The organism is Pseudomonas sp. Seg1, from assembly GCF_018326005.1.
In the GTDB taxonomy this organism is placed as follows: domain Bacteria; phylum Pseudomonadota; class Gammaproteobacteria; order Pseudomonadales; family Pseudomonadaceae; genus Aquipseudomonas.
The window spans coordinates 4,925,112-4,940,327 of the sequence record NZ_AP021903.1 but is presented as its reverse complement, the minus strand read 5'-3'; the positions used below and the strand labels follow the sequence as shown (position 1 = coordinate 4,940,327).

The following is a 15,216-nucleotide window of genomic DNA, read 5'->3' as shown; positions in this document are numbered from 1 at the left end:
TGAGAACCGACCGCATGTACAAACTTGAAGTCCAAGACCTGCATAAACGCTATGGCAGTCACGAAGTGCTCAAGGGTGTTTCCCTGAAAGCGGCAGCCGGCGATGTGATCAGCATCATCGGCTCCAGTGGCTCCGGCAAAAGTACTTTCCTGCGCTGCATCAACCTGCTTGAGCAGCCGCACGCGGGCAAGATCCTGCTCAACAACGAAGAGCTCAAACTCGTGGCGAACAAGGACGGCGCGCTGAAAGCCGCTGATCCGAAACAGCTGCAACGCATGCGTTCGCGCCTGTCGATGGTGTTCCAGCATTTCAACCTGTGGTCGCACATGACCGCGCTGGAAAACATCATGGAAGCGCCGGTGCATGTACTGGGCGTGTCCAAGGCTGAAGCCCGCGAGAAAGCCGAGCACTACCTGAACAAGGTTGGCGTGGCTCATCGCAAAGACGCGTTCCCTGGGCACATGTCCGGTGGCGAGCAGCAGCGTGTGGCGATTGCCCGTGCGCTGGCGATGGAACCTGAGGTGATGCTGTTCGACGAACCGACTTCGGCGCTCGACCCGGAACTGGTTGGCGACGTGCTGAAGGTCATGCAGGCGCTGGCTCAGGAAGGCCGGACCATGGTTGTGGTGACCCACGAAATGGGCTTTGCCCGCGAAGTGTCGAACCAGTTGGTGTTCCTGCACAAAGGTGTTGTTGAAGAAAGCGGCAACCCGCGCGAAGTGCTGGTCAATCCGCAATCGGAGCGTTTGCAGCAATTCCTGTCGGGCAGCCTCAAGTAAACAGAACTGCCGATATGCACCGGAATAGTGCATGCTTCGCAGCCTGAAGGCTGGCTACAATCCCTGTGGGAGCTGGCTTGCCAGCGATAGCGGTGGGCCAGATGACATTTCTGGTACAGATACACCGCCATCGCTGGCAAGCCAGCTCCCACAATGGGTCTGCGTCGGCTTTGAGATTTGTGTTCATTTCCGGGCTAGCATTGGCCCATGCCTTCATCATTGTTTTTCGTTTCGGATCGCCCGCCCATGACTGCCCATCGAATTGGTTTCCTGATTTGGCCCAGCACTAAAGCTCTGACTTTGGCGCTGGCGGAGGAGGCTTTGCGTGTTGCGCAGCGGGTGCACCCGGACGTGGTTTACGAATTGTCTTTTCTGCAGGCCGAGTCGCCGGTCGAAGGCGCCTGGCAATTGCCCGGCGAACCGTGGGCCGGCAAGCTCGAAAACTTCCAGAAACTGTTCCTGCTGGCCGATGAGCCGCCGACTGCACTTGCCTCGCCACTGAGCAGCGCGCTCAAGCAACTGGTGCGTGCCGGTTGCGTGATCGGTGGTCTGTCTGCCGGCGTGTATCCGTTGGCGCAACTGGGCTTGCTCGACGGTTATCGCGCTGCGGTGCACTGGCGTTGGCAGGATGATTTCGCCGAGCGTTTCCCGAAAGTCATCGCCACCAGTCATCTGTTCGATTGGGACCGTGATCGCCTGACCGCGTGCGGCGGGATGTCGGTGCTTGATCTGTTGCTGGCGGTGCTGGCCCGTGATCACGGCGCAGAATTGGCCGGTGCCGTCTCGGAGGAACTGGTGGTCGAACGCATCCGTGAAGGCGGCGAGCGTCAGCGCATTCCATTGCAGAACCGCCTCGGCTCCAGTCACCCGAAACTGACGCAAGCCGTGTTGCTGATGGAAGCCAACATCGAAGAGCCGCTGACCACCGACGAAATCGCCCAGCACGTGTGCGTGTCCCGTCGGCAGCTGGAGCGGATCTTCAAGCAATACCTCAACCGTGTGCCGAGCCAGTACTACCTGGAACTGCGCCTGAACAAGGCCCGGCAGATGTTGATGCAAACCAGCAAGTCGATCATCCAGATCGGCCTGTCGTGCGGCTTCTCCTCGGGGCCGCATTTCTCTAGCGCCTACCGCAATTTCTTCGGTGCCACGCCACGGGAAGATCGCAACCAGCGGCGCAGCAGCAGCCCATTCGAATTGTCGTCGGTGCCACCCGAGCGAGGCTGAGCCGCGTCGGGTGGGGGGCGGCCATTAATCCCCAGGCCGCGGAACCCTTAACGAACGCCAACCCGTTGTAGGCCATAAGGCCTCGAACTCGTCCTCCGTCTCGGCGATTTGCTGGCGCCAGAGTCGCGGTGCATCCAGCCTGGCTCCACGTACTTGTGCGTAGTCTGCAAGTCGTTTGCGCGCCACCTCCGATAACGGGTTGCCGCTGAAGTCGAAGTCGGCAGTCAGTCGGTGGTCACCGCGCAAAAACTCGATCGGCAACTCAATGATCGCGTTGTTGGATAGATCGGCGTGAGTGAGCGTGATCCTTTCGAACAGCGCCGGCCATGTCTCGGTGAGTCCGGTATTGCTCAGATCAAGGTGAGTCAGTTGCTGCATGCGACTGATGTCCGGCGCCCGTCCCAACGGATTGTTGCGCAAGTTCAAATTGCCCAGCTCTTCAAGGGCGCCGAGTGCGGTCGCGGCTTCTTCCGTCAGGCTGATGTTGCATTCGGGCAGATTCAGCAGCGTGAGTTGCTTCAGGCCAAAAACCTCGGCGGGAATACTGCCCAGTTCAAAGCCGCGCATTTTCAGGCTCTGCAGATTGGGGAAGTGGCCGAGCCAGCCATCGGCTTTTGGTGCAATCGCTGCGGTGCTGGTCAGATCCAGTTCGAGGATATGCCCGAAGTCTGCTTGCAAGGCTGGCAGGTCACCGATGAACGACATCTCCAGATTCAAGACGAATTCCGACTGTGTTGCTGATGACTTGCGCCGCCAGGCGTCTTCCAGGCGGCTCTTCACCTGCATTCTTTTGTACTGCTCCTGCAGCAGTGGCTCTGTCTCCAGGGGGAGCTGTGTGACGGGATCAGACACGGCGGCATTCATCCAGCTTTCAAGTTCGCTGATGAGGCTGTTCAGTTCGGTTTTTCGACGCGCCAGCTCAAGGCGTCCGTCGGCCAATGTGCTGGGCAGACCGTAGACCAGATCGCTGGCCTGGGTTTCGGACAGATGCGGGTACAGCGCTTGTGCGAGCTCAATATCTGGTTGTTCGGCCAGTACGCAAAGATCGCTGCCGGTACGTTGGTAATAGGCCTTGATCTGCTCGCGGGTCGCTGGCGACAGCGGGTTATTGTCAAGATCAATGCCTTTGCTGATGGAGTCGGGAAGGTTGAAGAGCGTGTCAGGCAGCTCGGTTATCCGGTTGTCGTTCAATAACGCGGTCTGGAGGTCAGCAAGCTGCGTCAGGCCGGTTGGGACACTATCGATCCCGGTTCCGGCAAGGTCGAGGTAACTCAGTGCCTTGAGTGGGGAGAGGTCAGGCGCCACGGCAAGTGGATTGTGGTACAGGTCAAGCCCCACCAGGCGTGGCAAACCCGCCAGTGCGACTTGCGCCTGAGCGTCGAAGACCACGCCGCATTTGCTCAGCACCAGAGTCTGGAGCTGGGGCATGCGGGTCAGCGCCTGCGGCAAGCGGCCCAAGGCAAAGTCGCGCATTTCCAGGCCAGTCAAACCCGGGAAGCAGTTCAAGAAGGCGTCGGGGACGTTCTGCGTCGATTTGCCCAGCAGCGACAATTGCGTGACATGACTGAAGTCGGCCGACAACGCCGGCAGATCACCGTTGAACGTCAGATCTGCGATAAAGGTATTGGAGCGCAACTCCAGATTGTCAGCTCGCCGCTGACGCCAGAACTGCTGCAGTTTGCTGCTGAACTCGTTTCTGGCGCTGCGTTCGCTGGCCATGTCGTCTGCGCTGATCGCCTGGCCGGTTTGTGGGTCATGCTCGGTAATAGCTCGTGTCCAGGCATCGAGCTCGCGGTTCATCCGGGCGATTTCACCTTCCCATTGCAGCAGTTGGGCACGACCGGCATCCAGTGTGCCCGGCAGGGAGTAGAGCATGTGGCTGGCGTCGCCATCTTGCAGTGCCGGAAAAAGTGCGCGTGCCCGGGCCAGGTCGGCGGGATCGGCCGAAACACCAAGATCGCAGGCGTGCTCAAGGTAAAACGCCTTGATCCGCTCACGACTGGCTGCCGACAGCGGGTTGCCATACAGATCGACGCCGTCGGCCAGATCGAGGTCAATCTGAAAAAATGCTGCAGGCAATTCAGTGATGCGGTTGCTGTCGAGCAGGGCGGTTCTGAGATTGGGATGATCAGCCAGACCGTTGGGCAGGTCGGCGATGCTGCAGTTGGACAGACGCACGTCATTGAGTCTCGGCATGGTCGCCAGATCGGGCGCCAGGCCCAGCGGGTTTTGACTCAGATCCAGGCGTTCAAGCTCGGTCAGCGATGTCAGCGTATTCTGGCCTTCGGCGGTCAGGGTGATCTGACAATTGTGCAGGTTCAGGTCTTTGAGTTCCGTCATGCGGCCAATGGATGTCGGCAGTTCGGACAGCTCGAAATCGCGCATCTCGAGTGTTTGCGCGTTTGGAAATAGATCGAGAAACGACTCGACGCCTTGTAGCGCGGGATTGCCCCTGAGGGCCAGATCCGAGACGTGGCTGAAATCCACTGTGAGCACGGGCATCTCGCCCATGAACGGCAAAGTCGTGGATAAATCCGTATCGCGTGCCCCGGAAATAGCCGAACGATGAGCCCAGAACTCCTCCAGCTTTTGTTTGAAGTTCAAGCGGATCGCGTACTGGTCGAACACTTCAACGGCTGTGAGGACTTCGCCATTGACGGGATTATGGATGGGAACCTGAGACGCCCATGTGGCGAGTTGGGCTTTCATTGTGTCGAGTTCGGCTTGCCAGCGATCGAGATGGAGATGGCCATCGTTCAGGGTGCCGGGCAAGTCATAGATCATGTCGCTGGCCTCTTGCGCATCCAGCGAGGGGAACAGTTTTCGGGCCAGGGCAATGTCCGCCGCGTCGGCCAGCACTTCGAAGTCGTTGCCGTGCTTGCGGTAGTAGGTTTTTATCTGTTCGCGGGTTTCTGGCGTTAACGGGTTGTCGGCAAAGTCGAAGCCGTCACTGCGATTGGAGGGTAGCTCGAACAGGGCTGCGGGCAGCTCGGTGAAGGCGTTGCCACTGAAGATCATTGTGCGCAAGTGCGGGTGGTCGGTGACACCGCCGGGCAATGTCGACAGACCCGTGTTGGCCACATCGAGATAAGTCAGTTGGGGAAGCAGGTTGAGGTCGGGCAGCGTGCCTAGCGGGTTGTTGCTCAGTTCGAGTGTTTCCAGATGGGGCATGGCGCAGAGCGCGTCCTGATTTTCCGGTGTCAGCACGACGGCGCAGTCTTTCAGTTCCAGTGTGCTCAGGCGCGGCAGGTGGATGATCGAGGTGGACACCGGCTCCAGATCGAAATGACGCAAATGCAACGCCTCCAGGTTTTGAAAACGCTGCAGAAATGCCGTCACGGATGAAGCGCTTTTATTGCCGGTCAGGCTCAGTTTGGAGACGTGGCTGAAATTGGCGGCCAGCGTTGGCATGTCGCCGGCGAACTGGACCTGTGCTTCCAGATGACTGCTGCGGACGCTGGGCCGATGCGCGTCTCTCGTGCCCCAGAATTGTTCCAGCGTCTGAGCGAATCGCTCGCGGTGCATGACTTCGCTGGCCTGTTCGTTGATGTTCAGCAATTGACCGTTCGAGGGATTGCGTTTGGGGGTGTCGCGGCTCCATTGCGCGAGATCAGCTTTCATCTGACTGAGTTCGGCCTCCCATTGGGTCAATTGCGTGCGCCCTTGATCCAGCGTTCCCGGCAGTTGATAGAGCACGTCGGTAGCCTCGGCAGGCTCCAGTGTCGGAAACAGGGCAACCGTGCGGGTGACGTCGGCTTCTTCAGGCAGCACGCCAAAGTGTTTTGTGGTGCGCTGATAGTGGGCTTTCACGCGCTCACGTGACGCTGCGCTCAGCGGGTTATCGGCGAAATTGAACCCGTCACTGAGCAGACTATTGAGGGTAAACAGCGCGTCCGGTATTTCAGTGATGCGGTTGCCGGCAAATTTGCCGGTGACCAGGCGCGGGTGGTGTAACAGATTGGCGGGGGGTTCGGTGATACCGGTATTGGTCAGGTTGATGAAACGCAGCGATGTCATCGGCTGGATATCGGGCGATGTGCCCAACGGGTTGTCCTGCAGATCGAGAAAAGTCAGCTCCGGCAGTGACGCCAGGAGAGTCTGGTCGGCAGCGCCAAGGCCCAGGCTGCAATCGCGCAGAATCAGGTGCCGCAGAATCGGCATGGCGGTGATCGCGGGTGGCAGCTGTGGCAAGTTGGCGCTTTGCACGTCGAGATACATCAGTTTGGGGAAGCGTTGCAAAAATGGTTCCAGGCCTCGGGTGGCTTTACTGCCATTGATTGTCAGCGTGGTGACATGGCTGAAGTCGGCGTCGAGTGAGGGCAGGTGGCCAAGAATCGGATCGGTGATCTGCAGCATGTACCCGGCGGGTCCGCGGGTCTGTTTGCGCCAGCAACGCTGGATGAGGGATCTGAGCATCGAACGACTTTGCAGGGCCGCGCGGCGCTGAGTCGGCGTCAACGGCAGACCGGTCTGCGGGTCGGTGAGCGGCACGTCGAGCGCCCAGAGGCGCAGGTCGTCACAGAGTTTTCGGTACTCGCGATCAAGGCGTGAGAGTTCGCCGCGCACTCCGCCGGGGAGCCCTTGGTGCTCGTCAATGAATGCCTGTATTTCGGCGAGCGAATCGCTGGGGTAGATCTCGCGTACTCTCTCTTCCAGCGTGCGCGGCGCCTCTCGGAACAAAGGGCGATAACCCTCGACACCGAGCAGGCGCAATGTATCGATCACCGGTTCCGGCAGTGGCGGCTGGGCCATCGCCACCCGCAGTTCGCCGCGCTCCAGCGGATTTGCCCGAATCGCCTGTTTCAGTCTGCCGGCGTCGCCGATGTGCAGGTCCAGCGCCTGGCGCTCGGCATCCGGCAAGGCGCGGAGGACGCTGGAAAAGAAGTCGCCGTCGGCACTCAGTTCCTGGCCGCGATCGTCAAAGGGCTGATAGCGGCCATCGGCTTTTCGCACCAGTACTTTTTGCTCGCGGGCCTGGGCGGGCCCGGTACTGTCGAGTATCGGGCCTTCATAAAAACCGTCACGTATTTCGATGCGCACTTGTCCGCTCCAGCCGGGCAAACGTTGCAGGCTGTGCAGCGCGAGGGTGTCGGTATCCGCATTGCTCACGGAGTCCAGTTCCAGGCCTTCATAGGCGCGGCTGATGCGTACTTGCTGACTGGCCTGCTGCACCAGTTGCTGCTGACGCTCGGGCAGTTGCCCTTCGCTGATGCTCAGCAGCTCTGCGGTGTTGGCGGTGTCGAGCAATTCGCGGGTGACGCTGGCCGGTAGCAGCGGCTCATAGTGGCGGATCGGTGCGGCCAGCGGATCGGCGGTGGTCTCCAGTTGCTGGTAGCGGGATTCGAACATGGCGCAGCGGTGTTGCCGCGCGAATTGACTCAGTTGTCTGCGAAGTGCCTGCGTGCGCACATCGAGCGCAAGCGTCGGGCCACCGAACGATTCTCCCAGCAGACCTTTGACGTCTTGCTCATCAAGGGACTCAAGCAAGTTCTTCAGCAAGTCAGCGTCTTGTGCGCTGTTCTGGCGAACGGTGATCGTCGGCAGCGCTTCGTCACTGGATGATTGCCAGATCAGCTCGCCCTGGCTGTCTAAGTAACACAGGCGTTTGCCGCTCGGCCATGCGCCGTGTTCTGTCAGCAGTTGCAGTTGTGTCAGGGGATCGGCATCGCGGTAATGCTCGGCGCTGTCCAGTTGCTCGATGAAGACTTGTAGATCCTGATCGATCTTGAAGCGTTTGATGGTATCGGCCAGCAGGGGCGGTACGGACTCCTGATCAATGTGCATTTTGCGCAGGGCGTCTTCGTTATAGCCGCTGACGTGCAAAATGCGTTCTTGCTGAGCCGGTTCGAAAGATTCGACCGAATGGCCGATCCGGCGCAAGGCCGTGGGTTGGTCCCAGGCTAGCGGCTGTTCGAGTTCGCTGTGCCAGGCGCCTTCGCCGTTGTGTCGCAACAACGGTTTGTAAGCCTCGGGGCGCGTGGGGTGCTCAATGCGGAACTGACCGGGAATCGAGCCTTCACTGACCGCGAAGTGTGCGTCTTCCAGCGCCAACAGGTGTTTGCCCTGATGCGGATGCAGGCCGCGCGCGTCTGGCCGTGAGTCTGGCGCGGGAGGGGCGTTGTGCTCGTAGCGGGTCAGGTCCGGTTCCCAGTAACGGGGAGGGCCGCCGGGCCGTTCCACGGGTTTGAAGCGGTCGATGAACGTGACAATTTCCTTCGGCAGAACCTTGCGGTATTCGCCCATGCCGATCATGCCGCCTGCGGCAAAGGCACCCAGTTGAACCAGGGATTCGACCGTGCCCATCAGGTGTTCGAACGCCTCACTGGTTTTCGCCTGCGTCCAGTCGATGATGCCTTCGAACGCCTCGTTGAGCAGTTGATAGGCCATGTAACTCATCATCAACTCGCCCAGCCCGGGCACGAATGGCGCAATCACGAAAGCGGCTGTTTCGATGATGGAGGTCGCGATATTGACCAGAGAATCCCAGCGTGCCCAACGGGCTCTGCTGTCGACCGTTGCGGTGGGGATGGCGATCACTTTCGCGTCGTTGAGAATCTTGTTCAGTTTTGCCTGATACGAATGTCGCCACAGTTCAGCAGGGATCGCTGCGCTGACCAGCTGCAAGTCGGGTTTGGCGATGGGCTCCTCTCGCCACGCGGGTAGGGAGCTGCCAGGTTCGGGTTTGTGCCATTTGATGCGAGCCAGGCGTTGCTGCAGGTCGGCAAAGAAGAAACCGCTGCGTTCCTGATCGATAAACCGGCTGAAGAAGCGCTGATAGTCTTTCGTACGCAACTGGCGGGTGAGTTCGGCTTCCATGGCGGCCGAGGAAGCGTACTCCTTGATCGGGTGCTCCGGGTCATCCGGAACGTAGGCAACAACCCGGCTGATGTGCCGGGGCGTGTAGGCATCCGGAGCGAAGACCAGAATCCCGGTCAGCGGTGCCGCCATCATCGACACGTCGTGACACAGCAGAGTCTGGCCGTCGAGCCGCATGCCCTGCACGCCATCGAGCAAGCCGTTGATCAGGCGAAAGCAGTTCTCGCTGAGGTCGCCGCTCATGCGGGCCCATTGCAGGGCGGCTTTGAGTGCCGCTTGCTGGCTCGTGGTCACTTTCCGTTGCAGTGCCGCAGCAGCGGCCGGATCGTTGAAGCCGAGATGTTTTTTCAGATAAGTCTGGTATTGAGCGCCGATGTCCAGCGTTCTGCACAGCTTGATGAAGGCGCTGACGCTCAGCTTGCTGTTGATCGCAGGCAGCGTTTCGAACTGCCCGCTGGCGGACGGTTGGGTGATGAAGGTGGATTCGCGCTCATAGGCGTCATCTTTGGTTTCGGCGTCTTCGAAGTTGTGCAGTGCCGCGTCGAGTAACGAGACCGTCCAGGCGCGAGCTGCGCCGGTTTTGATCGCAAACCATGGCGTCGTGGCGGGAACGTAGAGGCGCAGAAAGGTCTTCCTGACATCCAGATCCAGACCGCATGCGGTTTTCAGGGCTGCTTTGAGCAGCGGTTCGGCGAAGGCGTTGACGTCTTGCAGGTGTTTGAGTTGTTGATCAACCTCACTCTGAGCGCGCCAGTGTGCGGCGCCAAGCGCCTGCAATTGCTGGTGTTGCCCGACTGGCGCAGCCTGCAGCGAGGCCGGCAGTGCGGGCTGACTGCTGCGCAGGGCCAGGCGTACGCGGGGCGAGGCTTTGCCGAGCCAGTCGGGAATGGTATTTACCAGGTGCAAGTAGTGTTCGTCGGGATGTTGCGCGTCGCTCGTGTCGATCGGGGCTGCCGGTTGCTGTCCTTCGGGCAATTGCATGTGCCATTCCTTTAGCGTTGGAAGAGCTGACAGCAAACCAGCCAGTGGCGATCAACGTGCGGTACATATTTATGCCGGTGACAACCGGCTGAATTGATATCCTGCGCGGCCTGCCGCAAATCGGCGATGCCGGTTTAAACTGCGCCTTTGCGACGCTATATGTCGCATTGCCGTAAACCCGGGAAAATCCGGGGTTTGCGCTATAAGAAGTTGTCGCTTGGCGACAAGGCCGGGCTGAAAACTGTCCTTACAATCCCCCCATCGCTCGCCAGTTTCAGGCGGGTGGCCCTCATCAGGAGACTCCGATGTCCGTTGAGCACGCTGCGGTAGAACGCGCCGATTTCGACCAGGTTATGGTTCCCAACTACGCGCCTGCCGCTTTCATACCGGTGCGTGGCGCCGGTTCCCGTGTCTGGGACCAGAGCGGCCGCGAGCTGATCGACTTCGCCGGCGGCATCGCCGTCAACGTATTGGGCCACGCGCATCCGGCGCTGGTCGGTGCCTTGACCGAGCAAGCGAACAAGTTGTGGCACGTTTCCAACGTGTTCACCAACGAGCCGGCCCTGCGTCTGGCGCACAAGCTGATCGACGCCACGTTCGCCGAGCGCGTGTTCTTCTGCAACTCCGGCGCCGAAGCCAACGAGGCCGCGTTCAAGCTGGCCCGTCGCGTGGCGTTCGATCGTTTCGGCAGCGAGAAGTACGAAATCATCGCCGCACTGAACAGCTTCCACGGACGCACTCTGTTCACCGTTAACGTCGGTGGCCAGTCGAAGTATTCCGACGGTTTCGGTCCGAAAATCACCGGCATCACCCACGTTCCATACAACGATCTGGCAGCACTGAAAGCCGCCGTTTCCGACAAGACTTGCGCAGTGGTTCTGGAGCCGATCCAGGGCGAGGGCGGCGTACTGCCGGCCGAACTGGCTTACCTGCAAGGTGCCCGTGAACTGTGCGACGCGAACAACGCGTTGCTGGTGTTCGACGAAGTGCAGACCGGCATGGGCCGTACCGGCCACCTGTTCGCCTACCAGCATTACGGCGTGACTCCGGACATCCTCACCAGCGCCAAGAGCCTGGGGGGCGGTTTCCCGATCGCGGCCATGCTGACCACCGAAGCGCTGGCCAAGCATCTGGTCGTCGGCACCCACGGCACCACTTACGGCGGCAACCCGCTGGCGTGCGCCGTCGCCGAAGCGGTGATCGACGTGATCAACACCCCTGAAGTGCTGAGCGGCGTCAACGCCAAGCACGACAAGTTCAAGACCCGCCTGCAGCAGATCGGCGAGAAATACGGCCTGTTCACTCAGGTGCGCGGTCTCGGTCTGTTGATCGGTTGTGTGCTGAGCGAAGCCTGGAAAGGCAAGGCCAAGGACATCTTCAACGCCGCTGAAAAAGAAGGCCTGATGATTCTGCAGGCCGGCCCGGACGTGATCCGTTTCGCGCCGAGCCTGGTGGTCGAAGACGCCGATATCGATGCCGGTCTGGACCGCTTCGAACGCGCTGCCGCAAAACTGACGCAAGCCTGATAGACCTTTCGACGCCTGAGCATTTCAGGCGTCGATCAAAATTTTTGATACCGGGCAGATTCAACTGTCGGATTGAACCTTTGTGGTGAGGGGATTTATCCCCGATGGGCAGCGAAGCGGCCCCCAAAATCTTGGGGCTGCTGCGCAACCCATCGGGGATAAATCCCCTCACCACGGGGCTCACTCCTACAAGGTCCAGTGTTTTTTCTTCTGCAAATTTATAAGAGAAAAGGAGTGACACCATGCTGGTGATGCGCCCTGCGCAAATGGCTGATCTGGGCGAGGTACAGCGTCTGGCTGCGGACAGCCCGATTGGTGTCACTTCCTTGCCGGATGACGTGGAACGTCTGAGCGACAAGATCGCTGCGAGCGAAGCCTCGTTTGCCGCCGAAGTGAGCTTCAATGGTGAGGAGAGCTATTTCTTTGTCCTCGAAGACACCGCCACCGGCAAACTGGTCGGTTGTTCGGCCATTGTCGCTTCGGCCGGTTATTCCGAGCCGTTCTACAGCTTCCGCAACGAGACCTTCGTCCACGCCTCCCGCGAGCTGAAGATCCACAACAAGATCCACGTGCTTTCGCAGTGCCACGACCTGACCGGCAACAGCTTGCTGACCAGTTTCTACGTGCAGCGCGAACTGGTGGGGTCGCCGTGGTCCGAGCTCAACTCCCGTGGCCGTCTGTTGTTCGTTGCCAGCCACCCCGAGCGTTTCGCCGATTCGGTGGTGACCGAGATCGTCGGTTACAGCGACGAGAATGGCGACTCGCCGTTCTGGGACGCCATCGGGCGCAACTTCTTCGACCTCAACTACGCCGCGGCCGAGCGTCTGTGCGGTCTCAAGAGCCGTACGTTCCTCGCCGAACTGATGCCGCATTACCCGATCTATGTGCCGCTGCTGCCGGACTCCGCTCAGGAAGCGATGGGCCAGGTGCACCCGCGTGCGCAGATCACCTTCGACATCCTGATGCGCGAAGGCTTCGAGACCGATCACTACATCGACATTTTCGACGGCGGTCCGACCCTGCATGCACGTGTTTCGGGGATCCGTTCGATCGCCCAGAGCCGCGTGGTGCCGGTGAAGATCGGCGAGCATGTCAAAGGTGCCGGGCGCCAGTATCTAGTGGCCAATGCGCAGTTGCAGGATTACCGCGCCGTGCTGCTTGAACTGGATTACGCGCCGGGCAAACCGGTGACTCTGGATCTGGAAGCGGCCGAAGCCCTTGGCGTCGGTGAAGGTGCCAGCGTGCGCCTGGTGGCGGTTTAACGCCTTAGCGAGTTTCACGGGTGGCGAGAGCGGCCCGTTTGAGGAGATAGCATGATTGTTCGTCCCGTACGCAGCAGCGATTTATCCGCGCTGATCGAGCTGGCCCGCAGCACCGGCACCGGCCTGACTACCTTGCCGGCCAACGAAGAACGCCTGGCGCATCGGGTCGGCTGGGCCGAGAAGACCTTTCGCGGTGAGGCCGGCCGTGGCGATACCGACTACCTGTTCGTGCTCGAAGACGACGACGGTCGCGTGGTGGGGATTTCCGCCATTGCCGGCGCAGTCGGTCTGCGTGAGCCTTGGTACAACTTCCGTGTCGGCCTGACCGTCAGCGCCTCGCAGGAGCTGAACATCTATCGCGAGATTCCGACGCTGTTCCTCGCCAACGACCTGACCGGCAACTCCGAACTGTGCTCGCTGTTCCTCCACGCCGATTACCGCAACGGCCTCAACGGCCGCATGTTGTCGAAGGCGCGGATGCTGTTCATCGCCGAGTTCCCTGAGCTGTTCGGCAACAAGATCATCGCCGAGATGCGCGGTGTGTCCGATGAAGCCGGGCGCTCGCCGTTCTGGGAAAGTCTGGGCCGGCATTTCTTCAAGATGGAATTCAGTCAGGCCGATTACCTGACCGGTGTCGGCAACAAGGCCTTCATCGCTGAACTGATGCCGAAGTTTCCGCTGTACACCTGCTTCCTGTCCGAGGATGCGCGAGGCGTGATCGGCCAGGTGCACCCGGACACCGAGCCGGCGCTGGCGATGCTCAAGAGCGAAGGTTTCAGCTATCAGGGTTACGTCGACATCTTCGACGCCGGCCCGGCCATCGAATGCGAAACCAGCAAGATCCGCGCAGTGCGTGACAGTGAAGCGCTGGTGCTGGCCGTGGGGACGCCGGGCGACGACGCCACACCGTTCATCATCCATAACCGCAAGCGCGAAGACTGCCGCATCACTGCTGCGCCGGCCCGTCTGGCCGCCGGTACTTTGGTCGTTGATCCGCTGACCGCCAAACGTCTTCAACTCAGCGCGGGCGATCAAGTGCGCGCCGTAGCGTTGTCCGCGGCACGGGAGTCGAAATAATGAATTCGCTATACATCGCAGGTGAGTGGCTGGCCGGTCAGGGCGAGGCTTTTCAATCGCTGAATCCGGTGACCCAGCAAGTGCTGTGGTCGGGGGAGGGCGCCACTGCCGCTCAGGTCGAATCCGCCGTGCAAGCAGCACGTCAGGCATTCCCGGGTTGGGCACGCCGTACCCTGGAAGAGCGCATCAGCGTCCTCGAAGCGTTCGCTGCCGCCCTGAAAAACCACGCCGACGAACTGGCCCGCACCGTTGGTGAAGAGACCGGCAAGCCGCTGTGGGAAGCCGCGACCGAAGTGACCAGCATGGTCAACAAAATCGCGATTTCGGTGCAGAGCTACCGCGAGCGTACCGGCGAGAAGAGCGGCCCATTGGGCGACGCCACCGCCGTGTTGCGCCACAAGCCGCACGGCGTGGTGGCGGTGTTCGGCCCTTATAACTTCCCTGGCCACTTGCCGAACGGTCACATCGTGCCGGCGCTGCTGGCCGGTAACAGCGTGTTGTTCAAACCAAGCGAGCTGACCCCGAAAGTCGCCGAGCTGACGGTCAAGTGCTGGATCGAAGCCGGTCTGCCGGCAGGCGTGTTGAATCTGCTGCAAGGCGCGCGCGAAACCGGCATCGCGCTGGCGGCGAACCCGGGCATCGACGGTCTGTTCTTCACTGGCTCCAGCCGTACCGGCAATCATCTGCATCAGCAATTCGCCGGGCGTCCGGACAAGATTCTGGCGCTGGAAATGGGCGGCAATAACCCGCTGGTGGTCGATCAGGTCGCGGATCTGGATGCGGCGGTCTACACGATTATTCAGTCGGCGTTCATCTCGGCGGGTCAACGCTGCACCTGCGCGCGACGTCTGCTGGTGCCGCAAGGCGCGTGGGGTGACAGCTTGCTCAAGCGTCTGGTTGAGGTCTGCGCGACTATTGAAGTGGGTGCGTTCGATCAGCAACCGGCGCCATTCATGGGCTCGGTGATTTCCCTCGGCGCGGCGAAAGCGCTGATGGATGCCCAGGCACATCTGCTGGCCAACGGCGCCGTGTCGTTGCTGGCGATGACTCAGCCGCAGGCACAAGCCGCGCTGTTGACGCCGGGCATTGTCGATGTGACGGCGGTGGCCGAGCGCTCCGACGAAGAGCTGTTTGGCCCACTGTTGCAAGTGATCCGCTACGCCGATTTTGAAGCGGCGATTGCTGAAGCCAACAACACCGCTTTTGGTCTGGCCGCCGGTTTGTTGTCGGATTCCGAAGCGCGTTACCAGCAGTTCTGGCTGGAAAGCCGCGCCGGTATCGTCAACTGGAACAAACAACTGACCGGTGCTGCGAGCAGCGCGCCGTTCGGCGGTGTCGGTGCGTCGGGCAACCATCGCGCCAGCGCCTACTACGCAGCGGATTACTGCGCGTACCCGGTGGCCTCGCTGGAAACGCCGAGCCTGGTGTTGCCGGCGGCTCTGACCCCAGGCGTGAAAATGGCGTGATGCCAATCGCTGGCAAGCCAGCTCCCACAGGGATTGAGGTGTACACAGAATCTGTGAACACCACCGAACTTGTGGGAGCTGG

7 protein-coding genes are annotated in these 15,216 nt (G+C 60.6%); 6 read left to right on the top strand and 1 reads right to left on the bottom strand.

Going from position 1 to position 15,216, the window contains the following annotated elements:
* Window positions 1-14 precede the first annotated feature (14 nt).
* Both KI231_RS22185 and argR read left to right on the top strand, forming a co-directional pair.
* Window positions 15-779, top strand: a complete 765-nt coding sequence (locus KI231_RS22185) for an ABC transporter ATP-binding protein (protein ID WP_003227281.1) — start codon at window positions 15-17, stop codon at window positions 777-779.
* A 246-nt stretch (window positions 780-1,025) separates the two neighbouring features.
* Window positions 1,026-2,006, top strand: a complete 981-nt coding sequence (argR, locus tag KI231_RS22180) for a transcriptional regulator ArgR (RefSeq protein WP_213026347.1) — start codon at window positions 1,026-1,028, stop codon at window positions 2,004-2,006.
* A gap of 24 nt (window positions 2,007-2,030) precedes the next feature.
* Here argR and KI231_RS22175 read toward each other — a convergent pair whose 3' ends face one another.
* The gene (locus tag KI231_RS22175; protein ID WP_213026346.1) at window positions 2,031-9,803 is read right to left on the bottom strand and encodes a leucine-rich repeat domain-containing protein; all 7,773 of its coding nucleotides are present in this window, start codon (window positions 9,801-9,803) and stop codon (window positions 2,031-2,033) included.
* A 305-nt stretch (window positions 9,804-10,108) separates the two neighbouring features.
* Here KI231_RS22175 and KI231_RS22170 point away from each other — a divergent pair, with 305 nt between their 5' ends.
* The 4 genes from KI231_RS22170 (at window position 10,109) to astD (ending at window position 15,134) form a co-directional block, all read left to right on the top strand.
* Complete coding sequence (locus KI231_RS22170; protein WP_213026345.1) at window positions 10,109-11,329, top strand: aspartate aminotransferase family protein; 1,221 nt, start codon at window positions 10,109-10,111, stop codon at window positions 11,327-11,329.
* 242 nt (window positions 11,330-11,571) lie between these two features.
* Window positions 11,572-12,591: an arginine/ornithine succinyltransferase subunit alpha gene (gene aruF, locus KI231_RS22165; RefSeq protein WP_103304068.1), complete on the top strand. Its 1,020-nt coding sequence runs from the start codon at window positions 11,572-11,574 to the stop codon at window positions 12,589-12,591.
* A gap of 51 nt (window positions 12,592-12,642) precedes the next feature.
* A complete protein-coding gene (gene astA, locus KI231_RS22160) occupies window positions 12,643-13,668 on the top strand; it encodes an arginine N-succinyltransferase (RefSeq protein ID WP_213026344.1) in 1,026 nt (341 codons plus the stop codon).
* Entirely contained in the window at window positions 13,665-15,134 is a 1,470-nt protein-coding gene (gene astD / locus KI231_RS22155) for a succinylglutamate-semialdehyde dehydrogenase (RefSeq protein WP_213028830.1), read from the top strand. Before astA ends, astD begins: the two co-directional genes overlap by 4 nt.
* Window positions 15,135-15,216: the final 82 nt, after the last annotated feature.